The organism is Solwaraspora sp. WMMA2080, assembly GCF_027497395.1.
Classification (GTDB): Bacteria; Actinomycetota; Actinomycetes; order Mycobacteriales; family Micromonosporaceae; genus Micromonospora_E.
On sequence record NZ_CP114910.1, the window covers coordinates 371,552 to 397,962 of the forward strand.

The 26,411-nt window shown below is 71.7% G+C and carries 18 protein-coding genes and 1 pseudogene; 8 read left to right on the forward strand and 11 right to left on the reverse strand.

The features are described from left to right. Window positions 1-13: 13 nt before the first annotated feature. Window positions 14-1,510, reverse strand: a complete 1,497-nt coding sequence (locus O7543_RS01685; RefSeq protein ID WP_281550504.1) for an IS66 family transposase — start codon at window positions 1,508-1,510, stop codon at window positions 14-16. Window positions 1,511-1,897: 387 nt separating this feature from the next. Here O7543_RS01685 and O7543_RS01690 point away from each other — a divergent pair, with 387 nt between their 5' ends. Then, window positions 1,898-3,565: a phospholipid carrier-dependent glycosyltransferase gene (locus O7543_RS01690; protein ID WP_281550503.1), complete on the forward strand. Its 1,668-nt coding sequence runs from the start codon at window positions 1,898-1,900 to the stop codon at window positions 3,563-3,565. Between the two features lie 169 nt (window positions 3,566-3,734). Next, a complete protein-coding gene (locus O7543_RS01695) occupies window positions 3,735-8,909 on the forward strand; it encodes an AAA domain-containing protein (protein WP_281567310.1) in 5,175 nt (1,724 codons plus the stop codon). A gap of 17 nt (window positions 8,910-8,926) precedes the next feature. Here the strand turns inward: O7543_RS01695 and O7543_RS01700 are convergent, their stop codons facing one another. Next, window positions 8,927-9,862, reverse strand: coding sequence for a LysR substrate-binding domain-containing protein (locus O7543_RS01700; protein WP_281550501.1), 936 nt, complete (start codon window positions 9,860-9,862; stop codon window positions 8,927-8,929). A 92-nt stretch (window positions 9,863-9,954) separates the two neighbouring features. On the opposite strand from O7543_RS01700, the gene O7543_RS01705 reads away from it, so the two are divergent. Continuing rightward, complete coding sequence (locus tag O7543_RS01705; RefSeq protein ID WP_281550500.1) at window positions 9,955-10,986, forward strand: hypothetical protein; 1,032 nt, start codon at window positions 9,955-9,957, stop codon at window positions 10,984-10,986. Window positions 10,987-11,143: 157 nt separating this feature from the next. Here O7543_RS01705 and O7543_RS01710 read toward each other — a convergent pair whose 3' ends face one another. Genes O7543_RS01710 through O7543_RS01725 form a run of 4 tightly spaced genes read right to left on the reverse strand, consistent with a single transcriptional unit; the run spans window position 11,144 to window position 13,048 of the window. Next, a complete protein-coding gene (locus O7543_RS01710) occupies window positions 11,144-11,575 on the reverse strand; it encodes an HIT family protein (protein ID WP_281550499.1) in 432 nt (143 codons plus the stop codon). Window positions 11,576-11,584: 9 nt separating this feature from the next. Beyond that, on the reverse strand, window positions 11,585-12,109 hold the full coding sequence (locus O7543_RS01715) for a hypothetical protein (protein WP_281550498.1): 525 nt from the start codon (window positions 12,107-12,109) through the stop codon (window positions 11,585-11,587). Then, complete coding sequence (locus tag O7543_RS01720) at window positions 12,106-12,348, reverse strand: DUF305 domain-containing protein (RefSeq protein WP_281567311.1); 243 nt, start codon at window positions 12,346-12,348, stop codon at window positions 12,106-12,108. The genes O7543_RS01715 and O7543_RS01720 overlap by 4 nt, the downstream gene beginning before the upstream one ends. A 7-nt stretch (window positions 12,349-12,355) precedes the next feature. Beyond that, window positions 12,356-13,048 carry a DUF4386 domain-containing protein gene (locus O7543_RS01725; RefSeq protein ID WP_281550496.1) on the reverse strand — a complete coding sequence of 231 codons (693 nt, stop codon included), beginning with the start codon at window positions 13,046-13,048 and terminating at the stop codon, window positions 12,356-12,358. Window positions 13,049-13,235: 187 nt separating this feature from the next. Between O7543_RS01725 and O7543_RS01730 the strand changes: the two genes are divergently transcribed. Next, window positions 13,236-13,805, forward strand: coding sequence for a hypothetical protein (locus O7543_RS01730; protein ID WP_281550495.1), 570 nt, complete (start codon window positions 13,236-13,238; stop codon window positions 13,803-13,805). A gap of 17 nt (window positions 13,806-13,822) precedes the next feature. Here the strand turns inward: O7543_RS01730 and O7543_RS01735 are convergent, their stop codons facing one another. After that, window positions 13,823-15,055 (reverse strand): endonuclease/exonuclease/phosphatase family protein, encoded by a 1,233-nt coding sequence (locus tag O7543_RS01735; RefSeq protein WP_281567312.1) that lies wholly within the window; start codon window positions 15,053-15,055, stop codon window positions 13,823-13,825. A 303-nt stretch (window positions 15,056-15,358) separates the two neighbouring features. On the opposite strand from O7543_RS01735, the gene pyk reads away from it, so the two are divergent. The 4 genes from pyk (at window position 15,359) to O7543_RS01755 (ending at window position 19,432) form a co-directional block, all read left to right on the forward strand. Further along, on the forward strand, window positions 15,359-16,807 hold the full coding sequence (gene pyk, locus O7543_RS01740; RefSeq protein ID WP_281550493.1) for a pyruvate kinase: 1,449 nt from the start codon (window positions 15,359-15,361) through the stop codon (window positions 16,805-16,807). After that, complete coding sequence (locus tag O7543_RS01745; RefSeq protein WP_281550492.1) at window positions 16,804-17,685, forward strand: acyl-CoA thioesterase II; 882 nt, start codon at window positions 16,804-16,806, stop codon at window positions 17,683-17,685. Before pyk ends, O7543_RS01745 begins: the two co-directional genes overlap by 4 nt. 93 nt (window positions 17,686-17,778) lie before the next feature. Then, the gene (locus tag O7543_RS01750; RefSeq protein WP_281550491.1) at window positions 17,779-18,240 is read left to right on the forward strand and encodes an Rrf2 family transcriptional regulator; all 462 of its coding nucleotides are present in this window, start codon (window positions 17,779-17,781) and stop codon (window positions 18,238-18,240) included. 97 nt (window positions 18,241-18,337) lie between these two features. Further along, on the forward strand, window positions 18,338-19,432 hold the full coding sequence (locus O7543_RS01755) for a sulfite exporter TauE/SafE family protein (RefSeq protein ID WP_281567313.1): 1,095 nt from the start codon (window positions 18,338-18,340) through the stop codon (window positions 19,430-19,432). Window positions 19,433-19,468: 36 nt separating this feature from the next. Here O7543_RS01755 and O7543_RS01760 read toward each other — a convergent pair. The 4 genes and pseudogenes from O7543_RS01760 to O7543_RS01775 form a co-directional block, all read right to left on the reverse strand. Then, window positions 19,469-20,719: pseudogene (locus tag O7543_RS01760) on the reverse strand (pyridoxal-dependent decarboxylase); the annotation flags it as partial. A 13-nt stretch (window positions 20,720-20,732) separates the two neighbouring features. Beyond that, entirely contained in the window at window positions 20,733-21,902 is a 1,170-nt protein-coding gene (locus tag O7543_RS01765) for a LacI family DNA-binding transcriptional regulator (protein WP_281550489.1), read from the reverse strand. Then, window positions 21,902-24,880, reverse strand: a complete 2,979-nt coding sequence (locus O7543_RS01770) for a glycoside hydrolase family 3 C-terminal domain-containing protein (RefSeq protein ID WP_281567314.1) — start codon at window positions 24,878-24,880, stop codon at window positions 21,902-21,904. The genes O7543_RS01765 and O7543_RS01770 overlap by 1 nt, the downstream gene beginning before the upstream one ends. Before the next feature lie 285 nt (window positions 24,881-25,165). Further along, window positions 25,166-26,386: an ROK family transcriptional regulator gene (locus tag O7543_RS01775; RefSeq protein ID WP_281550487.1), complete on the reverse strand. Its 1,221-nt coding sequence runs from the start codon at window positions 26,384-26,386 to the stop codon at window positions 25,166-25,168. Window positions 26,387-26,411: the final 25 nt, after the last annotated feature.

Below are 26,411 nucleotides of genomic sequence, written 5' to 3' on the forward strand. Positions count from 1 at the left end.
GGTGGGGTGGGGGTCAGGTGGGTGCGGGTAGGTTCGGCATCCAGGGTCGTCCGAGGATGGCGTCGCGCAGGACGGCCATTTTGTCGAGGCCGTTCTTCGCCGCGCTGGAGACGTAGCCGAGGATCTTGTACCGATCCTTGGTGCGTTGCTCGCTGGTGAGCCGCCCGGAGATCTTCTGCTGGATCTTCGCCGGTCGCAGGTCCCGTTCGGCCTGGTTCGACGTCGGCGGCACCAACAGGTCGTCAACGAAGCGCAGCACGTCGGCACGTCGGTCCCGGAAGACTTCCAACAGCAGGCGGGCTTTACGCTCACCCGGCCGGTTGCCGATGGTGCTGGTGTCGGACAGTCCGACCAGCACGCCGTGGTGCAGCCGGTACAGCAACTCGGCCTTCACTGTGGGGTCGATGCCCGGCCGGTTCTGCTCACGGGCCGTGTTCGTCTCGTGGATCAGCGCGCGCAGCGCGTCGGAGATCTGCTTCGGCCAGACCGCGTCGGGGTACACCTCGGCCGCACCGTCAAGATCACGTAACAGGTGAGCGCAACACAGTTGGTGGACCAGCGTGCCCAACTCGGCCGAGTCGTAGTTCCGGTACCGGTCGTGCACGACCACCGAGCCGGTCAGGTCCTTGACCACGAACGCCGTGAACGTGGCCAGGTCCCGGTCACCGACCTGGTAGTGAGTCCACAACTCGGTACACGCCACGAGCAGGTACTTCTCGGCCTTCTTCCGGCCCGGCCTCGGTTTCTTTGGCCCGACCCGCAGCGGCGTCTCGTCACAGCACACCGCGTACGCCAGGGTGATCAACATGCGGATCCGTTTGTCGACCTCGCTGGTCAGCGCCGCGACCCGGGTCAGCACGCCGTGCACGAACCCCGGCGACGGTGTCGCACCGGTCAGCGACCGAAGCATCTGTACACACCGCTGCACCGGGATGAAATGCACGACCATCAGATAGACCGCCCACGCCTGCAGGTTCGGGCCGTACCCCACCGGACCGGCCCCCGCGCCTTCCGGCCGGGCCGCGGTGTGCAGCTTCCCGCACCCACACCGCACCGCATGCTGGTCGTACTGGGTCAGCGTCGCGGTCATCAACGGAACCTCGACCTGCTGATACCGGTCCACCACACCCAGATCCCGCGCGTCCACCAACTCCGCGCCGCACCCGCAACTACCCTCGGGGAACCGGTCCCGCCGCTGATCAGGAGCATCCGACCAGGCCAGGTTCGACCCCGGCGCACCCCGCTGCCTACCCCGCGTACCCGCCGGGGTGTCCCGCTTCTTCCTCGCCGCAGGTGGCGTACGCCCCGGATCATCATCCTTCGACGGCGGAGACGACGAGTTCGACGAGTTCCGCGACAACAGATGCTCGACCCGCGCCAGCCGCACCGCGAGCGCCTCGTACGCCGCCGTCAACTCCGCGATCTGCGCGTCCTGCTCAGCAATCCGAGCGTCCTGCGTCCGTGCCAGCGAGATCAACTCTTCACGAGACAGATCCTCCGACACCGACACGCCAAGATCAAACCACAACGGACAGAACGGCGTCGAGCCGGTCGAACCCCGTCACTCAACCCGCGCTGACCGTCACTCTTCGCGCACCACCTGAATGTTTACGGCGGCGGTTCCGCTCGCCGGAGCGGAAATGGCTAAGGGCGTCCGAACTCCGATCGAACCGTGCCGGCCTCCCGACTCGGCCCCGGAGTCTTTGCGATCCTCGGTAGGTAGCCGGCTTCAGCTACCCCGGGCCACCGTCGTCCGTCCTTCCCCCGGGGGCATCATCCAAGCGAGGTGACGATCGTAGTCGGGTGACGGGTAGGCTGCCGGCCCGTGAGTCTTTTTCGCAGGTCGGGAGCCCTCGACCGGGATGTACCCGTTACCCCGGATGACCAGCCGGCCACGGTGACGGAGAACTCGGATCGGCCCGGCTGGCTGCGACGGCACCGGCGTTGGTGGTATCCGCTGGTCGTGGCGTTGCTGCTGGGGCAGATGGCGTTCGCGATGGTCGCCACTGCGGTGGCGCAGGCGCCGACCATCGACGAGCCGGTGTACGTGGGTGCGGCGGCGCTCTACCTGCAGGGCGGTGGTCTGCAGGTCAATCCGGAACATCCGCCGCTGGGCAAACTGATCATCGGGGCCGGCCTGGCGTTCGCCGACCCGTACATCGAGCCGTCCTTCCAGGGCAACCAGACGGACCTCGGGCGGCACGTGCTGTACGAAGCGGGCAACGACGCCGACCGGCTGCTGCTACTGGCCCGGCTGCCGATGATTCTGCTGACCCTGGCGTTCGGGTTGGTGGTCTTCGCGTTCGCCCGCGACATCACCGGCCGGGCCGGTGCCCTGATTGCCCTGGCGGTGTACGCGTTCACGCCCGACGTGATCGCGCACGGCTCGCTGGCCACCCTCGACGTGCCCACCGCCGGGTTCCTGCTGACCTCGGTCTGGCTGCTGTGGCGGGCGCGGCGGCGACCGTGGCTCTACCTGCCGTTGGCCGGCCTGGCGCTCGGCGCGGCACTGGCCACCAAGATGAGCGCGTTGGCGGCGGTGCCGGTGCTGCTGGCGCTGGCCGCCTGGTCGGTCCGGCACGCCCGGCCGGCCTGGCCGCCCCGCCCGTCCTCACCCCGGGCCCGGCGGTACGTCGTCACCGGCGCGGCCGCGACCGCGATTGGACTCCTCGCGTTGCTGACCGTGTGGGCCAGCTATCTCGTCGTCGACCCACGGCTGCAGACGGTGCCCTCCGGCTCGGTGCCGGCGATCGGCGGGCTGCGCGGAACCGTGGTCGACTGGCTGCCGTTTCCGGAGTCGTTCCGCGACGGCATGCGGATTCAGTTCGGCTTCGAGGACTGGCAATGGGGCGGGTACCTGTTCGGTGAGCCCTACTCCGGCCACCGGTGGTACTACCTGCCGGCCGCGCTGCTGGTGAAGACGCCGCTCGGGGCGCTGGTGCTGTGGCTGGTCGGCGCGGTGGCGATGCTGTCGGTGCCCCGGCTGCGCCCGGCCGCCGGGTACCTGCTGCTGCCGGCCGGCCTACTGCTGGCCGTCGCGATGACCGGATCCCGCGACCTCGGCGTCCGGTACGCGATCGTCGTCCCGGTCTGTCTGGCCGTGTCGGCGGCGGCCGTGACCGCCGTACGGTGGCCCGCCGCGGCCGCCCGGTACGCCCGGCCGGCCGCGGTGGTGCTGGTCGCGCTGGTCGCGGCAAGTTCGGCCCGCGCGTTCCCGTTCTACCTGCCGTACGCCAACGAGGCGTTCGGCGGCCCGGCGCGCACCTACCACCACCTGCACGACTCGAACGTGGACTGGGGGCAGGACCTGAGCCGGTTGGCCGACCGGCTGCGGCAGCGGTACCCGGACGAGCGGGTGTGGCTGGCCTACAAGGGCGCCGGCGTGCCGGAGTACTACGGCATCACCGCCACCGATCCGCGCGAGGTGCCGCCTGAGGAGGTACGCGGACTGCTGGTGGTGTCCAACACCTGGGTGGCGACCACCGGCGGTGAGTTGCGCGAGCTGATCGACAGCAGTGAGCCGATCGACCAGGTCGGTCACTCGATCACCATCTTTCGCCGCTGACCCGGCGACCGCCTGTCCCGATTCCACATCGCCGATCGGCGAGCATCACTGCATCTGGCGCTGATCGTCCGTACGGCCTCGGAACCAGCGCCGAAGAGCGGAGGTGTGGCGCCGGTGTTCTTTCCTCTATGTTCGATCGGGTGGTCCAGCGTCGAAAGGAAACCGTATCTTGACGTCCTCTGCGGCGAACCGCCTCGATCGGGCGGTGCGACTCTTCGAGTTCCTGGCGCGGGCACAGCAGTCGGTCGTCTCGGCGCCCCGCACGGTCGACAGTTACGAGGAGGTCACCTGGACGCGGAGAATGCCACGACACTCCGCCGTGCACTTCGCGCACTGGGGCGCGACGCCGGAGCCGGGCGACGAGGTCGGGCACATCGACCGGATCGATCTGGTCCGACCGCCCGCCGTCGGCGAGGCGCTGCGCCGCTGGTTGACCGCAGGCATCGACGATCCACAGATCACCCCGCAGCTCAAGGTGGAAGTTCCGGATCCGGACGGGGAGCCGGACGTCGACGGCAACCCTGCGGTGTTTCGTCTGGCTGAGCACCCCGACATCGAGGACGCCTACCGGGCCTGGCTGATCCGCTGGGAGACTTGGGCGGAGCGGGAACGCGTCGATCAGCCGGTGCGTGAGGCGTACGGCACGCTCTTCTCGATGCAAGCGGCGGCGGCGAGTAATCCCGAAGAGAAGGAGTTGGTCCTCGCCGTCGGATGCCTCACCTGGAAGCCAGCCGACCATCCGGCCGTACGGCGACACCTGCTCACCGTACCGGTCACGATCGACCTCGACCCGGTAACCGGCACACTGCACGTCAACGCCGCCGAATCGGCCGACCCGCTGCGCCTCGAACTCGACATGCTGGATTCGCACCTGACGCGGTCGCGGCACATCGGCGAGGTCCGGGAAACCGCACGGACCTTCGCCGACCATCCGCTCAACGTAGCGACGATCGGCGAACTGTTGCAACGCGTGGCGCACAGCCTCGACCCGGACGGCGGCTACCTCGAGACGGAACTGCCCGGCAGCGGCGGTCCTGCCCGGCCCGAGGTGACCCTGGCGCCCGCGATCGTCCTGCGTCGGCGCAGCCACGGGCTGGTCGAGGTGCTCGAGCGCATCCGCAAGCAGTTGATCGACGCGGCTTCCGTGCCGGAGGGGATCCTGCCGCTGGTGGATCCGGATCACCGCCCGGCGACCGAGACCGACCCGTCGCCCGGCGCGGTGATCGCCGTCGACGACGAGTTCTACCTGCCGCTGCCGGTGAACGACAAGCAACTGAAGATCCTTCAGCAGGTGGACCGGCACGCCCAGACCCTGGTGCAGGGCCCGCCCGGTACGGGCAAGACACACACCGCCGCCGCGTTGCTCAGCCATCTGCTCGCCCAGGGCAAGCGGGTCCTGGTCACCGCGCAGACCGATCGTGCGCTCAAGGAGGTGCGCACAAAGCTGCCGGAGGCGATCCGGCCGCTGTCGGTCGCGGTCGTCGGCGCGTCCAGGGAGGACATGGCGGACCTGAAGGTCGCGGTCAACACGATCTCGCAGCATGCCATCGACTTCGACGCCGACGAGTCCGACCTGACCATCACCCGGCACCTCGACGCGATCGACCAACTTCGGCGTCAGCGTGCCCAACTGCACGAACGGCTGGTCGACGTGCGGGCCGCCGAAGTCGTCCGGCACGAACGGGGACCGTACCGGGGCACGCTGGCCGCGATCGCCGAGGCGCACCGCCACGCCGGAGAACGGTACGGGTGGATTCATCCGTGGGCACCGGCAGCACCCGGTGACGAGCCCCCGCTGACCCGAACCGAGATCATTGAGTGGTTGCGGCTGCTGCGCGACCAGCAGTTGATCGCGGACGAAGCGTCGTCGCGGGCCACGCTGGCCGACCCCGCGCGGCTGGCCCCGCCAGCGGACTTCGCCGCTGCCGTCACCGCCGAACAACAGGCCCGCGCCGCCCACGACGCGCGGCACGACAGCCGGCAACATCCGGCGTACGCGGTGGTCAGAGCGCTGCCTCCGGCGGCCCGGACCGCGCTGCAGCAGGATCTGCACCGCCTCGCCGACACCGCCGACGACCTGGTGCGACGACGCGAACCGTGGATGGCCGACGCGTTGGCCGACGTGACCTGCGGCCGGGGACAGCTGTGGCACAACCGGGCCGCGCAACTGCGGCAACTGGTGGCACAGGCCGAACCGCAGGTGCGTTACCTCGGCATCACCGACGTGCAGGTCACCGGCGTGCAGGCCGGCGGCGTGCCCCAGGCCGGGCCGGACGTCGCCCAACTCGTGTCGCTCGCCAACCACCTGCGCGAGCACCTGGCGGCCGGCGGCAGGGTCAAGCTCGCAGCCGACGGCACGCCGGTGCTGAACCTGCTCGCCGCCAAGCCGGTCAAGGCGGCTCGGGAGCTGTTCAGCCGGGTCCGCGTGGACGGTCGCCCGCCGACCACGGTCGAGGCCGTCAACGCGTTCCTCGCCTGGGCACAGGCCACCCGGCTGCTGACCGCTGCCGACCGCGCCTGGCCGGCCACCGTCGTCGTCCCGCCCGAGGACACCTTCCAGGAACGGCTGACCTGGCACCAGACCGAGCTGAGCCAACTGCAGCGGGTTCTCGCGCTCGGCGCCGGGCTGACCGACCAGGAGCACCGGCTGGCGGCCGCACAGCTACCCCGCCCACAGTGGTCGGATCTTTCGGCAGTACGGGCCTACGCCGCGTTGGTGGACTCGGCCGCCGCCGCCGACCACCTGGCGCGGACCCGGACCGCCGTGAACGCCATCGGGGAGCCGGTCGTCGCGCTGAGCCATCAGCCGACCGCCGCTGCACCGCTGCGCGAGCTGGTGGAGGCGGTCGCCGCCCGGGACGTGGGCAGGTACGCCGCCGCTGTCGCTCGGCTCACGCGACTGACCCAGGTGCGTGAACTCGTCGACCGTCGGGACGCGCTCGGTTCCCGGCTGCGGGCGGTGGCGCCCCGCCTGCACGACGCCGTCGTCACCGACTGCGCCGATGACAGATGGGACGAGCGCCTCGACGGCTGGGACGACGCCTGGGCCTGGGCGGTCGTCGGCGCGTGGCTCGCCGACCGGCAGATCACCGATCTCAACCGGCTGCAGGCCGAGATCGGTGAGCTCGAGGGCCGGATCCGGGGCCACGTCGAGGAGCTGGCCGCCGCCCGCGCCTGGCGACATGCCGCCTCGCCGGACCGGATCAGCGGCTCCGCCCGGGCCAACCTGCAGCAGTACGGCCAACTCGTGCGAGGGCTCGGCAAGGGCACCGGCAAGTACGCCCATCAGCGTCGCGCCGAGATCCGCCAGGCCATGGACCGCTGCCGCCCGTCGGTACCGGTCTGGATCATGCCGATCTACCGGATCGCGGAACAGCTGCAGGTGCAGCCGGACATGTTCGACGTCGTCGTCGTGGACGAGGCATCACAGGCGGGGCTGGCCGCGACGTTCCTGCAGTACCTGGCGCCGAAGATCGTGGTGATCGGCGACGACAAGCAGGTCTCACCGAGCGGGGTCGGCGTCGACCAGCAACATCTGCGCGACCTCGCGGACCAGTACCTCGGCGACGACCCGTACCGGGCGTCGTGGCAGGACCCGAAGCGAAGCCTGTTCGACGAGGCCAAGATGCGGTTTAGCGGCCTGATTCCGTTGACCGAACACCGCCGCTGCGTTCCGGAGATCATCAACTTCTCCAACCGGATCGCGTACGAGCCGGAGAACATCCGGCTGATCCCCGTCCGTCAGTACGGGGCCGACCGCCTCGAACCGATCCGGCCGGTGCACGTCGGGAACGGTTATGTCAGCGGCACCAGCAACAAGGTCAACCCGCCGGAGGCCGAGGCGGTCGTCGCGCAGATCGTGGCCTGTGCGCAGGACCCCCGCTACGACGGTCTGACCTTCGGCGTGATCTCGCTGCAGGGAGTCCATCAGGCCAAGCGGATTGAACGGCTGCTGCTGGAACAGCTCGATCCGGCGGAATGGGAGCGCCGGGAGCTGCGGTGCGGCGACTCCGCCGATTTCCAGGGATCCGAACGCGACGTCGTGTTCCTCAGCATGGTCGCGGCGATGGAGGACGGCGTACGGATCGGTGCCGCCATAGCCGAGATGTACGTGCAGCGCTACAACGTCGCCGCCTCCCGCGCCAAGGACCAGATGTGGGTCTTCCACTCGGTCCGACTCAGCGACCTCGGCAATCCCGAGGACATGCGTTACCAGCTGCTCGACTACTGCTACGGCGTGACCGCCCGCCCGAGCGAGCACGACGGCACCCGACTGCCGACCGAGGTGCCCGAGGACCGCCGGGTCGCACCCTTCGACTCACTGTTCGAGCAGCGTGTCTACAACCGGCTCGTCGCCGCCGGCTTCACCGTCGTGCCGCAGTTCGAGGCGATCGGCTATCTCATCGACCTGGTGGTGATAGGTCCGAACGGACGGCTCGCGGTCGAGTGCGACGGCGACGCCTGGCACGGGCCCGACCGCTACGAGGCCGACATGGCCCGGCAGCGGGAACTGGAGCGCTGCGGCTGGGAGTTCTTCCGTATCCCGCAGTCGTCGTTCGTCGTCGATGAAGCGGCGGTGTTGCAGGATCTGCGGGCGGCGCTGGACCGGCGGGGTATCCGCCCGTCCGGCTGGGCAGCGGCAGCCGAACCGGCGCGCGAACCAGTCAGCCAGGCGGAACCAGTCAGCCAGGCGGAACCAGTCAGCCAGGCGGAACCAGTCAGCCAGGCGGAACCAGTCAGTCCGGTGGAACCCGTCGAGCAGGTGGAGCCGGTCGGTCCGGTGGAACCCGCCGAGCGGGATTCGGACCCGGCGCCTGGGCTCAAGCCGTACGAGATCTTCCAGGGCGACGCCCCGCGCGCCGAGACTCCGCCGCCGCCCGGGATGCAGGAGGCCATTCTCGCCATCGTCGCCTGCGAAGGCCCGATGACCGGCGAGCGGCTGCAGACCGCGTACGTGCATGCGGCCGGTGGTAAGCGCGTCGGCCGGGCCTCGGCGAGCGCGATCAACAAGGTGGTCACCGCAGTGGTACGCAGAGGTCTGCTCGTCCGGGACAACCCCCTCGGTGAGTCCGGAGTCCAGCCGAGCACCTACCGGCTCGCCCATCAACCGCCGGCGCTGCCCCGGGCGCTCGGTCCACGCACCTTGGAGGAGGTGCCGCCCGCCGAACTCGCGCAGGTGATGGCCGGGCACGCCAGCGTCCTCGGCTGGCACCAGCCGGAGGCCGTCTACCGGGCGACCCTGCAGACCTACGGCCGTAAGGCGCTCACCGCCGCCGCCTCGGCCCGGTTGACGAAGGTTTCGCCGCTGGCCCGCGCGGTCACCCGTCGGTCGTCGGACAGCTGAGCGGCCCCGTTCGATGATCAATGAAGGTCGTGGGCGAGCCGGGCGACGGCCAGTCCGGCCGGTGACGTGGCGTCCCGCCGCCACACCAGCTCCAGATCAGGGGCGGGAAGCTCGTCGGTCAGCCGGAGCACCACCCCGTCCACTGTGGGTAACTGGGTGAGCGATCGGGGTACCAGGGCGAAACCGTCGACGTCGGCCAGCCCGATCCGGCGCCACCCCACCTGTTCGCAGTCGACCACCTCGACGACCACCCCGGCGCGGGCGCAGGCGGCCAGGATCGCCGACCGGTAGCCGGGCGTCAGTTCCTCCGGCGGCAGACTCAGCCGGCCGCCGGCCAGGTCGGCCAACCCGACCGCGTCCGACCTGACCGTCTCCGACCCGGCCGTGTCCGGCCCCACCGCGTCCGACCCGACAGCGGTACGCCCGGCCAGCGGATGTCCGGCGTCGACCACCGCTACCAGTGGCTCCCGGCGTACCGTCTGGCGGTCCAGGTCCTGGTAGCCCGGCATCCCCCGGGAAAGCACCAGGTCGAACCGGCCGGCCCGCAGCCCGGCGTCCAGCTCGGCCGGCCACGCCTCCCGCGTCCGTACGGTGATCTGCGGATGGGCGGCCCGTACCGCCGCTAGCAGGCGCGGCAGCACCTGCGACGTGGCGCTGGCGACCAACCCGATCCGCACCGTCCCGATCTGACCCTGCCCGGCGGCCCGGGCCGCCCGGACCACCGAGTCGGCGTCGTCGAGCAGCCGCCGGGCGGACGCCACGAACGCCGCCCCCGCGTCGGTCAGCCTAGTCGGCCGACGCTCGAACAGTGGTACGCCGAGCTGCCGCTCCAGGTCGCGGATCTGTCGGCTCAGCGGCGGCTGCGCCATGTGCAGTCGGCGCGCCGCGCTCTCGAAGCTGCCCTCCTCGGCGACGGCGACGACGTACCGCATGACGCGCAGCTCGACCGACATACCGGCACGGTATCCCGACATACTCAGGTGATCTTGTTGCGGGTCGTTCCCGCCGGTCAGGCTCGAATCGACCGACCACCGGAAGGGACACAGTGCACACATCTCGACTGCTCGTCGCGGCCGCCGTCGCCGCGACGTCCGGCGTACTCGCCGCTGGGCCGGCGGCACCCGCAGCTCCCGCCGCGGCCGCACCGATCGCATTTCACGCCGGCTCGGCGCAAGCGCACCAGCACCACCAGCACCACCAGCGGCCGGGCAGCTACGTGCTGGCCGGCGACGATGCCTACCCGGAAGGCATCGCCCGCGACCCGCGCGGCCCGTACTTCTACGTCAGCAGCCTCACCGACGGGCGGATCTACCGGGGCGACGTTCGCTCCCCACGTACCACCGTCTGGCTGGCCGGCGACGATGCCGACGGCCGGACCACCGCCGGCGGCATGAAGGTCGACCGGGCAGGCCGGCTGATCGTCGCCGGCGGCGGCACCGGCTACGTCTGGGTGTACGACACCCGCAGCGGCGACCTGCTGCACCGCTTCGCCACCGCCACTTCGAACTCGATGCTCAACGACGTCGCGTTGGCCGCCAACGGCGACGTCTACGTGACCGACTCGTTTCAGCCCACCCTGTACCGGATCACCGCCGGGCAGTTGCGTGGCGGCGTCGGGGCGACCGCGCCGCTGCGGCCGTTCGTCGACCTGCGGGGCACCGGCATCGACTACGACGACGGGTTCAACCTCAACGGACTGGTGGTCACCCCGGACCAGCGGTATCTGATCGTCGCGGACTACAACGACGGCGCGCTGCACCGCGTCGACCTGCGGCGGCGTACCGTCTCCGCGATCGACCTGGGCGGCGCGGCGGTGCACGGCGACGGCCTGCTGATCCGGGGCGACCTGCTGTACGCGGTCAGCAACATCGACGGGAACGGCGACACGGTCAACGTGCTGCGGCTGCACCGCCACGCCACCCGGGCCACGCTGCTGGCCCGGGTCACCGACCCCCGGCTGCACGGCCCGTCGACGGCCGCATTCGACGGCCGCGACCTGCTGTTGGTCAACTTCCAGTACGGGGCGACCGACCCGGTGCTGCCGTACACGGTGGTCCGGATAACCGCTCGCTGGTGACCATCCGCCGCCCGGCCCCACTCCCGTACCACCCGGCGTGGGACCGGGCGGTCCGTCGGGTCCACGCACCAGGTCAATATATGCACGTCTATATATTCTGCCGGATATCGGGCGAGGCTGACTCCGCGCGTCGCTCCGCCTGATCACGAGGGCGGCTTCACGGCAGATCCGGCCCGGGAGGTAACGCGGCGGCGACCCGTTCGGCGTACCGCCGGGCCTCGACGTCGTCGGCGTAGCGCCGGCGCGGCCAGAAGAAGCCGCGCAGCCCGTCGCCCCTGGTCCGGGGCACCACGTGGGTGTGCAGGTGCGGCACCGACTGGGACACCCGGTTGTTGATCGCGACGAAGGTGCCGCCCGCGTCCAGGCCAGCCTCGACCGCCGCCGCGACCCGCTGCACCAGTGAGAAGTACCCGGCCAGATCGGCCGGCGGCAGGTCGGTCAGGGTGACCACGTGCGGGCGCGGGCTGATCAGCACGTGGCCCGGGAACACCGGCCGGGTGTCCAGGAAGGCCACCCCGGTGGGGGAGTCGGCTACCCGCCACGCGGGGGACTCCCCGGCGATGATCCGGCAGAACACGCACCCGTTCACCGGTGCAGCCTAGCCCGGCTGATGCTCGACCAGCAGGTTCCACCGCACGTCCGCGCCGGCCTCGACCCGGATGGTGACCGGACCGCCCGGGTGGTCCTGGTCGACGTTGCGGGTCATCGTCACCTCGTCGGCGGGGCACTGCAGCTCGAACCGCATCTCCGGGTCGAGGAACACCGCGAGGTCGGCCGCGCCGCTGGCGGCGGCGGCATCCCCGCGGCCGCCGCTGACGCAGTCGAGGCTGACCGACAACCGGCCGGGCGGGACCTCGACCGTGCCGACCGAGACCGGGCCGCTGGTGGCGGCCACCGAGGCGACGGGCCGGGCGTCGGCCATTGGGCCGGGCAGCGGTGCGATCGTCGGAGCGGGCGCGACCGGCGGCGGCGCCGCTGACCGCTGGTCGACCGGGTCGGCGCCGCTGGTGGCGGGCGGGCCGGTATCGGCTTCCGGCGGGTCGGCGGTGCAGGCCGCCAGGGTGCCCGCCCCGATGGCGACGACAGCGAGGACGACGCCGAGCGCCGCGCGGAGGTGACTCATTCGTACCGCTGCAGGATCTGCTTCATCTGGTCGATCTCCTCCTGCTGCGTCTCGACGATCTGTCCACACAGCTCGATGATTTCCGGGTCGGTGATGTCCGACCGCTCGCATACCAGGATCGCCCGCGAGTGGTGCGGGATCATCGACTTGAGGAACTGCCCGTTGCCGATGAAGCTCTCCTCGCCAGCTCTCCGCACCTCGTCGGGCCCGATCGCGGCGTCGCACGTGATTCGCCGCAATCTTCGCCTACCCGCCCTGACGGTGCGGCAACACCCGCGACGGCACCTGTCGCCGGACGCCGACGGTCAGCAGGTAGCCGATCATCCAGATTTCCCCGACGGTGGCCGGCGCCACGAGCAGGTCGGCGACGATCCGGGCGTCGGGCGCGAGGTAGAGCAGGAATCCGCTCGCGAGGTAGCAGATTCCGCCACCGACGAGCACCCAGCCGAGCGGTTGCGGCATCCAGCGTGACCGGAGCACACTGGTGCCCATCGGGATGAGCCAGAGCCCGAAGAACAGGTTGCCGACCCCCCACAGGTTGTCGCTGACCAGGTAGAGGGTCTGGACGGTGGTTGCGGCGTCGCCGATCGGCTCGGCCGCGACCTCGCCGGCCGTGGCGAGCATCGCCGCGCTGCCCATGATCGCCACCGCGTTGACCAGACCGAACGCGCCGATGCTGCCGGCGGCGACCGGGTCGGCGGTGCGGAAGAGGCGGTAGAACCAGACGGCGGCGAGTGCCTGGGTGACGACGACGCCCAGCTCGAGCGCGACGCCGACGCGGGCGAGCATGTCGTGCCCGACCAGGTTGCCCAGTGTCGCGGCGGGGTCGCTGGCGGCGAACAGCTGGGGTCGGACGACCAGAAAACCGAGCATGGCGGTGACGCCGAGTCCCAGATAGAACACGCCGGTCAGCCGCGCCGTGCGGACCAGATCGCTCATGAGAGATCCCCCTTCTCGTCCGCCGGGCGTCCGTAGACGCGACCGGTCGATCTTACGCTGTAAGGCAGATTAACTTACAGCGTAAGGCGGGAGCAAGCGGAGATTGCGGGGGACCGGGGCGAGCGGTCGGCACACGGGCTTGTGCCGGCTTCCTACCCTGAAGCCCGGCCATGCGACGGAGAGTGCGATGTCTCTGCTGGAACATCTGCCGACCATCCTCGCGGTGGTCGTCGGCGGGGTGCTCACCTACGTCGGCACCGGAATCACCGAGCGCAACCGGTGGCGTCGGGAACAGTCCGTGCGGTGGGACGAGCGGCGGCTCGCCGGGTACGTCGAATTCGCCGCCACCGCCAAGCAGATCGCCCTGCTCACCTCGCGGGTGCTGGCCAGCCGCGGTCTGGTCACCGCGATCAGCCCGATCGACCGCGAGGAAGGGCTGGCCCGGCTCGGACAGGCTGAGTCAGACCGGTCCGTGTGCTTCGAGTCGATCCTGCTGCTCGCCGACGGGCCGACCATCGCCGCCGCGCAGGCCCTCACGGAAACGCTGTGGCGGCTGGAGGGGTTCGCCACCGGTGAGGAACCGGTCGACGAACAGACCTGGCGCACCGGGTTCGCCGACTACCGCCGTGCCCGGGCGCAGTTCTACCAGCGGGCCCGGCTCGACATGGGGGTGCGCGCGGCGCAGATCCCGATGAACGCGATCGCCTCCCGCGACGCCCGCCCACCGGGATCGCTCGCCGCCACCGGCACCGACTGACCGCTCGGCGCCGCCGCTCAGCAGCGCAGGTCGAGCCAGACCAGCCGGTGGTCCGAGGTCGGGAACCCGCCGGGCAGCGCGGGGTCGTAGTCGCCGACCAGCCGGAACAGCGGATCCTCCGGCGTCGGCCAGAACACCCCGCTGCCCGCCGTGCGCAGTCGGCGGCTGGGCAGCAGGTAGTCGACCCGCAGATTGCCCGGCGTGCCGTCGGCGAAGTCGGCGGTGTCGTAGCGGGGGTCGCCCTCGTGGGTCAGGTTCGCCCCGCCCTGGCGCTGGCTGGCCGCCGGCCCGCCCGCGCTGGTCGGCGGCCGCCGGTCGTCGACCAGCGGATGCCCGGTGACCTGCTGGGCCGATCCCGGGATGCTGTCGCCGTCGTACGGGTCGGAGTTGAGGTCACCGGCGATGACGAACCGGGCACCCGGGCGTAGCCCGCCGCGGCGGCCCCGGTCGTCGTAGATGTAGCCGGACCGGTCCGGGGTGACGTAGTCGGCCCAGAACCGGATCTCGTCGTGGTTGCGCCGGCCGTTGCGGTCCTCCGGACCGTCGAAGACCGGCGGCGTGGGGTGGCTGGCCAGCAGATGCACGGTGCGTCGGCCGATCCGCACGGGCACATCCCAGTGGCTCTTCGACGACAGCCGTACGTCCGCGAGGGCCTCGGGGGAGTACCAGTCGGCGGGCTCCGGGGTGTCCGGGTCGTCCGGCAGCAGCGCCCCCGGCATGTCACGCCAGCGGAACGTCTGGAAGGTGCGCAGCGACCGCCGGTCGATCGGGTGGCGCGAGTAGACCGCCATGCCGTACTGGCCGGGGAACAGCCCGAAGCCGTACGCGTCGTCCGGGCCGCCGACCGTACCGTCGCGGTTGAGGTCGTGCCCGGACGGTACGCCGGTGTTCGACGGGGCGCTGAACCGGTACGGGTAGTGGATCGGCCGGGCCCCGCCCTGCCCGCGGGACAGGTAGTTGCGCTGGAACAGTTCGACGGCCCGCCCCTCGGCGTCGTGGTCGAACTCGTTGATCAGGAGCACGTCGGGGCGGACCCGTTGGATCACCTCGGCGACGTTGGCGGCCTGCCGGTCGCCCAGGGTGGACAGGTCGGCCACCAGGCCGCCGTCGACGCTCCGGTTGAGCGAGGCGTTGAAGGTGGCGAACCGGACGCCGCCGCGCTCGTCGCCCTGCCTGCCGCCTGCCGTCGCTGTCCCGGGCGCCAGCCCTGCCGCCAGACCGGTGGCGATCATCGCCACCAGAGCGGTCACCGTTCGTGTCCGTACCCGCTGTGTCACCGTGCCACCCTCCGGTCGTGTGGTGACCAGTTAACCGGATCTATGTGACGGTTCGGCGAATGAACCCCGAACGTCTGGGCGTCGGCCGTCCGGGCGTACCGCGATGGTCAACTACCGCGCTACCCTGAGGGCGCGGTCGTCGATGCCCGCCGGTCCACCGTCACGGTTCCACCCACCAGTACGATGTCTCGCGGAGCGCCGAGCGCTGGTGGGCACTTCCGTTCGGACATCAGACAGGGTCGGCCGATCGGCCGGTTCAGGGGAGAGACTAGCCTCATGGGCGTGACACGCCGCGCAAAGATCGTTTGTACGCTTGGCCCCGCGACCGCGTCCCCGGAGCGTATCCGCGGGCTCGTCGAAGCGGGCATGGATGTGGCCCGGCTGAACTTCAGCCACGGCAGCCACGAGGACCACCAGCAGGTGTACCAGCTGGTCCGGGAGGCAGCCCAGGCCTCCGGCCGGGCGGTCGCCGTGCTGGCCGACCTGCAGGGCCCCAAGATCCGTCTCGGCCGGTTCGCCGACGGGCCGCACGAGTGGCGCACCGGCGACTCGGTCGTCATCACCAGCGACGACGTCCTCGGCAGCCGGGAGCGGGTCTCCTGCACCTACCGCAAACTGCCCCAGGAGGTTCGTCCCGGGGACCGGCTGCTGATCGATGACGGCAAGGTGGCCGTCGAGGTCAGCGCGGTGGACGGCAACGACATCCGGGTGCTGGTGGTCGAGGGCGGCCCGGTTTCCAACAACAAGGGCATCTCGCTGCCGAACGTCGCGGTCAGCGTGCCGGCCCTGTCGGACAAGGACACCGACGACCTGCGGTTCGCGCTCGGCCTGGGCGCCGACTTCATCGCCCTGTCGTTCGTCCGGTCGCCCGAGGACATCAAGCTGGTCCACGCGATCATGGACGAGGAGGGGGTTCGTCGACCCGTTCTGGCCAAGGTCGAGAAGCCGGAGGCGGTCACCCACCTGGAGGCGATCGTCGACGCGTTCGACGGGGTGATGGTGGCCCGGGGCGACCTCGGCGTCGAGTTGCCGCTCGACGAGGTGCCGCTGGTGCAGAAGCGCGCGGTGCAGCTGTGCCGGGAGAACGCCAAGCCGGTCATCGTCGCCACCCAGATGCTCGACTCGATGATCGAGAATTCGCGGCCGACCCGCGCGGAGGCCTCCGACGTGGCCAACGCGGTGCTCGACGGCACCGACGCGGTGATGCTCTCCGGCGAGACCAGCGTCGGCAAGTACCCGGTGCTCACGGTCAGCACCATGGCCAAGATCGTCACGACGACCGAGCACGGCTCGATCTCGGTGCCCCGGCTGCAGCACGACCCCCGTACCCACGGCGGTGCGCTCACCTCGGCCGCGTCGCAGATCGCCCGGGCGATCGGCGCCAAGGCGATGGTCGCCTTCACCCAGACCGGTGACACCGTGCGTCGGCTCTCCCGGCTGCAGTGCGAGCTGCCGCTGCTGGCTTTCACCCCGGTCGCCGAGGTGCGCGACCAGCTTGCCCTCTCCTGGGGGGTGGAGACCTTCCTGATGCCGTTCGTGCAGCACACCGACGACATGTTCCGCCAGGTCGACCAGGCACTGCTCGGCCTCGGCCGGGCCAATCCCGGCGAGTACGTGGTGATCGTCGCCGGCAGCCCGGTCGGCACCCCCGGCTCCACCAACACGCTGCGGGTGCACCAGCTCGGTAGCCTCGTCGACGCCGCGGCGGCCCGGGCGTTGCAGTGACCGGTGATCCGGTCGGCGGGCAGGCCGCCGTCGATCAACTGCTCGAGGTGCTCGACCTGAGCCGGACCGGGCCGTCGGCGTTTCGCGGGATGAGTCCCAAGGTGGGGCCGCAGCGGGTCTTCGGCGGCCAGGTCGCCGGTCAGGCGCTGGTCGCCGCCGGGCGGACCGTCGACCCGCAGCGGCTGGTGCACTCGCTGCACGGCTACTTCGTCCGCCCCGGCGACGGCGCCGAGCCGATCGACTACGAAGTGGAGAACATCCGCGACGGCCGGTCCTTCTCGGTCCGCCGTTCGGTGGCGTACCAGCACGGCAAACCGATCTTCTTCATGTCGGCGTCGTTCCACCGGCCCGAGGACGGGCTGGACCACCAGGCCCCGCAGCCACCGGACGTCCCGCCGCCGGACGCGGTGCCGACCATGGTGGAGCGGCTCGCCCGCTATCCGGAGCGGCTCGGTGTCTGGGCGGTGATCCCCCGGCCGATGGACGTGCGGTACGTCGGCGCACCGGGTCTGGTCGCCCCCGGGGACCGCCCGGCCGACCCGTACCAGCGGGTCTGGATCCGCGCCGACGGCAAGTTGCCCGACGATCCGCTGCTGCACGCCTGCGTACTCACCTACGCCTCCGACCTGACGTTGCTCGACTCGGTCCTGTCCGTGCACGGAGAGGTCTGGGGTCCGGGCGGGGTGATCGGGGCCAGCCTGGACCACGCGTTGTGGTTCCACCGGCCGTTCCGGGCCGACGAATGGTTCCTCTACGACTGCTGGAGTCCGTCGGCCGCCGGCGGGCGCGGGCTGGCCACCGGTCGGATGTTCACCCGCGACGGCCGGCACATCGCCAGCGCCGTACAGGAGGGACTGGTCCGGCGGGTCGGCTCGTGACGGGGCCGACCGCCCGGCCGGCCGCGATCAAGGTCGATGGCTGGCGTCGGTCGGCCGGTCCGATAATGGAAACAGTGCCGTAACCTGAGAGGTATGCGTCTCTCTGCCCGGGTCGACTACGCGCTGCGGGCCGCCGCCGAGCTGGCGGTCGCGGCTGCGGCGTCGGCGCGGGTCGTGTTGACCGCCGAGCAGGTCGCCCGGGCTCAGGGCATTCCGCCGAAGTTCCTCGAGGGCATCCTGCTGCAGCTGCGCCGGGCCGGCGTGGTGCAGGCCCAGCGCGGCCCGGACGGCGGCTACTGGTTGGCCCGCCCGGCCGAGCAGATCAGTCTCGCGGAGCTCATCCGGGTCATCGACGGCCCGCTCGCCCACGTGCGGGGCCGCCGGCCGGAGGAGCTCGGCTACCAGGGTGCGGCGGTCGCGCTGCAGGACGTCTGGATAGCGTTGCGGGCCAGCGAGCGGGAGATCCTCGAGTCGGTCACCGTCGCCGACGTCGCCACCGGCCGGCTTCCCGAGCGGATCCGGGATCTCGCCGCCAACCCACGCGCCTGGACCTGACCGGCCGCGACCGGCTTCGTCGATGTGGTTGACAACAGCACCGGCCGTCCGCATTCTCTGCTAAGCCGATAGGTTTGCTATCTCAAGTAGGTGTGCTGTGCGAAAGTTGCTGGTCCTCGCCCTCGTCGGACTGCTCGCCCAACTGGTGGACGGCGCGCTGGGAATGGCGTACGGCGTCACCTCGACCACGCTGCTGCTGCTCGCCGGAATCGCCCCGGCCTCGGCGAGCGCCTCGGTGCACCTGGCGGAGATCGGCACCACGCTCGCCTCCGGCACTGCGCACTGGCGGTTCGGCAACGTCGACTGGCGGGTCGTCGGCCGGATCGCCGTACCCGGGGCGGTCGGCGCCTTCGCCGGTGCCACCGTCCTCAGCTCCGTCTCCACCGAGGCCGCCGGGCCGTGGATGGCCGGCATCCTGCTGGCCCTCGGGGTGTACCTGCTGATCCGGTTCGCCCGGCCGATCCCGGCCCGGCGGGTCAGCCGACCCCTGCGCAGCCGGTTCCTCACCCCGCTCGGGCTGGCCGCCGGCTTCATCGACGCGACCGGAGGCGGCGGGTGGGGGCCGGTCGCCACCCCGTCTCTGCTGGTCTCCGGGCGGATGGAGCCGCGCAAGGTGATCGGCTCGGTGGACACCTCGGAGTTCCTCGTCGCGGCGGCGGCCAGCGCCGGCTTCCTGATCGGGCTCGGTGGCCAGGGCTTCGTCCTGCCCGTCGTCGCGGCGCTGCTCGCCGGTGGCCTGCTCGCCGCCCCGCTGGCCGCCTACCTGGTGCGGATCGTGCCGGCACAACTGCTCGGCGCCGCGGTCGGCGGTCTCATCGTGCTGACCAACGCCCGGTCGCTGATGCGCGCCGTCGACCTGCCCCAGAGCCCGAGGTTCACCGGGTACGCGGTGATCGTCGTCGGCTGGGCGCTGGCCCTCGGGCTGGCCGTCCGGGTGCTGCGCACGGCCCGTCGTGACCAGCGCCGGTCAGCGCTGGTCGGCGAGCAGCCCGGTGGCGGTGTCCGCGATCAGCTCCCAGGCGGCGGCGACGTGCCGTCGCTCGGTACGCGGCGCGCCGACCGCCAGCCGCAAGGTGAACCGGCCCGCCACCCGGGTGTGGGTCAGCAGCACCGAGCCGCTGGCGTTCACCGCAGCCAGCAGGGCGGAGTTGACCTCGTCGGGCTGGCCGCGCAACCGGAAACAGACCAGTGAGAACGGCCCCGGCGTGACGAGCTCGAACCGGTCGTCGGCGCGCACCTGGTCGGCGAACCAGGCCGCGTGCGCCACCGCCGAACGGATGTGCGCCCGCAGCCCCTGTGCGCCGTACCAGCGCAGCACGAACCACAGCTTCAAGGCCCGGAACCGGCGACCCAGCGGCACCTGCCAGTCCCGGTAGTCGATCACCGTGCCCGTGTCGCTGAGCGCGTTGCGCAGGTACTCTGGCATCACCGTCAGCGCCTCGACCAGCTCGGCCCGGTCCGCCACCCAGAATGCGTCGCAGTCGAACCCGGTCAGCAGCCACTTGTGCGGGTCGAAGCAGTACGAGTCGGCCCGATCCAGCCCGGCGTGCGTCCAGCGCAGCTCCGGGCAGACCGCTGCGGCACCGGCGTACGCGGCGTCCACGTGCAGCCACACCCCGTACTCGGCGCAGATCGCGCCGATCTGTTCGACCGGGTCGACGGCGGTGGTCGAGGTGGTGCCCACGGTCGCGACGACGATCGCCGGTCGCCGCCCGGCGGCCAGGTCGGCGTCGAGGGCGCGGCGCAACGCGTCCGGCCGCATCGCCAGCGTCACCGGATCGACGTCGACCAGCCGTACTCCCTGATCACCGACCCCGGCGATCCGGGCCGCCTTCTCGATCGACGAATGGCCCTCGGTCGAGGTGTAGACGGTGTAGCCGGCGGTGGTGCCCGCCGTGCGCCAGCTGCCGCCGCTGGCCCGGTGCAGGGCCACCAGGGTGGCCACCAGCGTCGCCGACGACGCCGAGTCCTGGATGACGCCGCCGCCGGTGGACCCCGACCGGAACCGTTGCGGCAGGTCGAGCAGCTGGGCCAGCCAGTCGAGCAGCACCGTCTCCACCTCGGTGCAGGCCGGACTGGTGGCCCAGAGCATGCCCTGGACGCCAAGGCCGGCGCTGACCAGGTCACCGAGCACGCTCGGGGCCGAGGTGTTGGCCGGGAAGTAGCCGAAGAAGCCGGGGTGCTGCCAGTGGGTGAGTCCGCCGACGACCACCCGGTCCAGGTCGGTGAGGATCCGGTCGAACGGCTCGCCGTGCTCCGGTGGCGTCACCGGCAGCGCTTGGGCGACCGTGCCGGGCGGATCCGACGGTCGCACCGGATGCTTCTCCAGCGTCTGCCAGTAGTCGGCGATCCAGTCGATCACCGCGTGCCCGGCCCGGCGGAACTCGTCCGCCGACATGTGCCCGCCGGCCGTGGTGTGCGCGCCGGCCGTGGTGCCTGCGCCCGACGTGGTGCCCGGCGCGGATGCGTCGCCTGCCATGCGGACGAGTTGATCAGGAATCGGTACGGCGGGCAAGCGCCACCATCGCCTCCGGCCCGGTGCCTGCGACGCCGGTGTCACCGGCCTCGCCGCCCGGCATCGCGCCGGCCGGGCCGGGGCCGGTGCTGGCCCGGACGGTCAACCGGGGGTCGAGCAGCGTCGCGGCCGGCACCGCGTCGCCCTGGACCTTGCGCATCAGCAGGCTGATTGCCTGCCGACCGACCTCCTCAGCCGGGATCAGCACCGAGGTCAGCGCCGGGCCGGCCCGCTCGGCGACCTCGTCCGGGCAGATCGCCACCACCGAGATGTCGTCGGGGACCCGCCGGCCCAGGGTCGGCAACGCGGCCAGCACGTGCCCGACCGCAGCCTCGTTGTGCACCACCAGCGCGGTGAGCCCCGGGTGCCGGTGCAGCAGCCCGGCCAGTTCGCGGCGTACCGCGTCGTAGTTCTCCTCGGACGGTTGGGCGACCGCGGTGACGCCGCAGCGGGCCGCCGTCTCGGTGAAGCCGGCCCGGGTCCGGTGGGCGAAGCCGGTTTCCCGTTCGTAGACCACGGCCGGGGCACCGAGCAGGGCGAGCTGCCGGTGGCCGAGCGTGACGAGATGTTCGACGCAGGCCTCGCCGGCCCGGTAGAAATCCAGGTCGACGCAGGTCAGACCGGCGGACTCGGCCGGAAAACCGATCAGCACGCTGGGCCGTTCGAGCTCACGCAGCAGCGGCACCCGTGGGTCGTGCATCTCCACGTCCATCACCACGATGCCGTCGACCATGGCGCTGACCGCGATCCGCCGCAGCCCAGCCGGCCCTTCGTCGGCGGTGACCAGCAGTACGTCGTGGTCGAACTGCCGGGCGGTGGTGACCACGCTGGTGGCAAACTGCATCAGCACCGGCAGGTGCATCCCGGAGCGCAGCGGCAGCACCAGGGCGATCACGTTCGCCCGCCGGCTGGCCAACGCCCGGGCGCCGGCATGCGGGTGGTAGCCGAGGGCGTGGATGCTGGCCAGGACGCGTTCCCGGGTGGTCGCCGAGATCGCCCGCTTGCCGCTGAGCACATAGGACACCGTGCTGACCGCGACGCCGGCGTGCCGGGCCACGTCGGCGATCGTCACCATGTCGGCCCGCTTGCCGGTCCGGTCCCGCGTCGGGTCGGGCCCGGCGCCGGTCGGCTGTGACGGAGTTGACACTAGGCTCCTCCATCCATGTCCCTCGCCGGACCGTCGGTGGCGGACCCGGCAAAACTCAGGTAGCTCACCGTAGCGCCTGCCGTACTGAAAAGCAGATACAGGTCTCGGGTTCCGCGCAGCCCGTGCAGCTCCGTCCGTACCTCTGCCCAGTCGTCGCGGCCGCCGGTCGCCGGTACCGGAAGCTTACCGGCGACCGGGCCGGCCAGCGGATCGTCCAGCCGCAGGGTGACGGTCGACCCGTCCGCCGCCCGGCCGACGGCACCGGGGTCGGCTCCGGCCCGGGGCGGCCGGTGCGCGACGCGGGCGGTGACCGCGGTAGGTCCGGAGTCGAAGTCGACGTCGGTGAACGCGATCCAACCACCGTCCTCCGCCGCGCCCACCGCGTCCCGACCGTCGGGATGATCGGCCGGGGCCGTGCCGGCGTAGTCGTCATTGTCAGCAGCCCACAACGGTCCGGCCAGCGGGTCGCGGGGCCCGATCCGTTCACCCCGTACGGTCAGGGTGGTGGTTGCCACCAGGTCGGCGCTGGACCGGCCGACCGACACGGTGTGCCGGGCGCTCTCCACCACCGGCCGGTCCCGGGTGACGTCCCAGGTCGCCAGGTCGGCGGCGGCGAGGCGGAACCGGAGCGTGGTCTGCGCCCCCGCCGCGAGGCTGATCTTGCGGAAGTCACGCAGTTGGCGCAGCGGCTGCTTGACCCGGGAGTGCCGCTGGCGGGTGTAGAGCTGCACCACCTCGGTCCCGGCCCGCGCGCCGGTGTTGCGCACCGTGACGCTGACCTCGACCGTGTCGTCGGCATCCACCTCGGTGGCCGACAACCGCAGGTCACGGTAGTCGAAGGAGGCGTAGCTCAGGCCGTGGCCGAACGGGTACAGCGGTTCCCCCCGGAAGTAGAGGTACGTCGCGTCCGAGGCGATCACGTCGTAGTCGAGCAGGTCGGGCAGGTCGGCGGTACGCCGGTACCAGGTCTGGGTCAACCGGCCGCCCGGATCGGCGTCCCCGCAGAGCACCTCGGCCAGCCCGGTGCCGTACTCCTGACCGCCGTGCGCGGACCAGACGATCGCCGGGACGTGCCGGTCGGCCCACTCCGCCGCGTACGGGTAGCTGCTGGACAGCACCAGCACGGTGCGCGGGTTCGCGTCCCGGACCGCCCGCAGCAGCGCCGCCTGGGCGGCGGGCAGCGCCAGGTCGACCCGGTCCTCGGTCTCCCGCCCGCACACCATCGGATGGTTGCCGAGCACCACCACCGCCACGTCGGCGTCGCGGGCCAGCGCCGCCGCCTCCCGGGCGCCGTCGGTGACCAGTTCGACGGAGAACGTGGCGGCGGTGTCGACGCTGGCGGCCTCGGCCCGCAGCAGCCCGTCCGGGCCGACGGTGACGTAGCGGTCCCGGGCCAGGTGGTGCAGTGCCGCACGGCCGTCGGTGGCGCGGACCAGCCGGAAGGTCTCGTTGACCACCCACCCGCCCGGACCGGACCGGTCGTTGACCAGTACCCCGTCGTCACCGGCGGCCAGGTAGCGGCCGTTGGCGACGCTGCGCAGCGCGACCACCCCGTCGCCCCAGTCGAACACGTCGAAGCAGCACTGCGGCACCGCCTCCGGCCCGGCAGCCCGCACCGGTCCGCCCACCGCCGTGCTGTCGGCCCGCAGCGGTCCACCGGCGGACTCGCCGCTGACCCGCAGGACGGTCGCCGAGGTGCTGAGCCGCAACGCGATCCGGTCCACTCCCTCGTGGTGGGTCACGGTCGCCGCCGGCAGCCGCGCGGTCAGCCCGGCGCGGGCGGTGACCGCGTACGGCATCGATCCGGCGTACCAGTCGGTGTGGACGGTGTCGGCGAGCGGTCCGACCACCGCGACCCGCCGGATCCGGCCCGGGTCCAGCGGCAGCACCGGGTCGGATCCGGACTCGGTCGGTTCGTTACGCAGCAGCACCACCGACTCGCGTACCGCGATCCGGGCCAGGTCCTGGTGGGCCGGGCAGTTGATCACATCGATGCCGGTCTTCGCGAACGGGTTGCGTTCCGGTGGATCCAGTTCGCCGAGCCGGATCCGGACGGAGAGGGTCCGGCGGACTGCGCGGTCGACGTCCGCTTCGGTGAGCAGCCCGCGCACCACCGCCTCGGTGATCCGCGCGACGGTCGGCAGCGAGTCGGTATCGTCCTCGGTGAAGCTGTCGATCCCGGCGCGGAGCGCGGCCGCGTAGCCGGTGACGTGGTCCGGGTGGTAGCCCTGCGCGCCGGCGATGTTGGTGGCCGCCCCCGCGTCGCCGACGACCAGGACGTCGTCGTCGGTCCACCGACGCAGCTGTTCGTCGATCAGCGGGCTCAGATGTGCCGGCCGTCCGTTGACCAGGTTGTAAGAGGCCATCACCGCGACCGCGGCACCGGCGGCGATCGGGGCGCGAAACGCCGGCAGCTCGTACTCGTGCATCACCCGGGGCGGCAGGTTGCTGCTGGTGGTGGCCCGGTCTGTCTCGTTGTTGTAACCGAGGAAGTGCTTCAGGGTCGGCGCGGTCCGCAGGTAGTAGGGATGGTCACCGCGCAGCCCGCTGGCGTACCCGGTGGCCAGCACCCCGGTCAGCCAGGGGTCTTCGGCGTAGCCCTCCTCGTTGCGGCCCCACCGTGGATCGCGCAGCGGGTTGACCACCGGCGCCCACACGTTCAGTCCGACGCTGACGGGATCCTTGTGGTGGAACGCGCGTACCTCGTCGCCGACCGCTTCGCCGATTCGCCGCAGCAGGTCCGGATCCCAGCTGGAGCCCAGCCCGAGCGCCTGCGGGAAGACGGTCGCCGGGCCGAGCCACGCCACCCCGTGCAGCGCCTCGGTCCCGGTGCGGAAGGCGGGCAGGCCGAGTCGGGGGACCGGGGGCTGATGCTGGTGCAGCAGGGCGATCTTCTCGTCGAGGGTGAGCCGGCGGAGCAGGTCGGTGACCCGGGCGGCCACCGGCTGGTCGGGGTCGCGGAACGTGCTGTCGCTCATAACGTGGATCGCCTTCCGGGATCGGCAAGGGCACCCGTGTGGGTTGCGGCTGCGGTGCGGGCAGCGCAGCGGTCACCGGATCACGGGCAGGCGTCGGTACGCGGTGGAGGCTGGCCGTCAGCCCGGGAAGCGCTGGCTCGAAGCGCTTCGACGACCATCCCGAAAACGCTCCACTGTCGACACGATTTCAGTCGTGTTAACCGTGGAGCCCTTTGAGGTTGACATCCATCAGTACGGATGGTCAAGGGGCTGGCCGCCACAAATTGACGTCAGACGCCGGCGCGGTCAGCCGGCCGGACGGATCGGCATCAGGCCGTTGTCGATCGCGGCGATCGCCCGGGCCGCGCCGCCGATCGCCGCCGCTCCGCCGGCCAGGTCGGAGGCTGCCAGCCGGGTGCCACCGGCGGCCGGAGCCACCGTACGGTCGGCGAGCTGCTGCCGGGCCGCCGGCAGCAGCCACTGGGCGAGCGGAACGTAGTAGCCGCCGAGCAGTACCACCTCGGGGTTGATCAGGTTGGCCAGGATGGACACTCCGGTGCCCAGGTGCCGGCCGACCTCGTCGAGCGCGTCGAGCGCCGCCGGATCACCGGCGCGCGCCGCCGCCTGTACCCGGTCGATCTCCGGCGCGAAGTCGGTGACCGGCCCGTCGGTCTCGGCGTCCGGCAGCACCCGGCGGATCAGCGCCGGTACGGCGGCCAGCGCCTCCAGGCAGCCGTTCGCGCCGCAGCGGCACGGCGGACCCTGGGGATCCAGCTGGATGTGCCCGATCTCGCCGGTGAACCCCCGCGCGCCGTGCAGCAGCCGCCCGTCCACCACCAACCCCGCGCCGATGCCGGCACCGCCGGTCAGGTGCACCAGGTTCGCCGTGCCGGCGTACGGCCCGTGCCGGTGCTCGGCGAGCGCGGCCAGTTGTGCGTCGTTGTCCACCACGACCTCGTACACCGGCCCGCGCAGCGCCCGGACCAGATCGGCGTGCAGGTCGACGTCGTGCCAGCCCAGCTCGGGGGAGAGGCTGACCCGGCCCTGCTGGTCGACCAGGCCGGGCACCCCGACGGTGAGCCCGAGCACCTGTCGCCCCTGCCGGGTCACCCGGGCCGCCGCCCGGCCGGCCAGTGCGGCCACCGTGCTGGCCGCCTTGCCCGGGGTGGCGGCCAGCCCGGTGAAGGCGCGTCGCCAGGACAGCAGCTCACCGCCGGCCAGGTCGAGCGCGACCGCGGTCAGGTGGTCGGCGCTGATCTCGATGCCGATCGCGGCGTACGCGTCGCCGTCGACGACCAGCATGGTGGCTGGGCGTCCGATGCGGTGTTCGGTGAGGCCGGTCTCCCGGAGCAGCCGGCGGTCGATCAGGTCGCCGACCAGGCTGGAGACCGTGGCCTTGTTGAGCCCGGTGGCACCGGCGATGTCCGCCCGGGAGCAGGGCGCGTTGGCCCGGACGTAGCGCAGCACGACCGCGAGGTTGGTGGCGCGTACGTCGGTCAGGTCCGCTGGCTGCGGGCCGCTCCGCATGGTGATCACGTTACGCCCCGGGTCC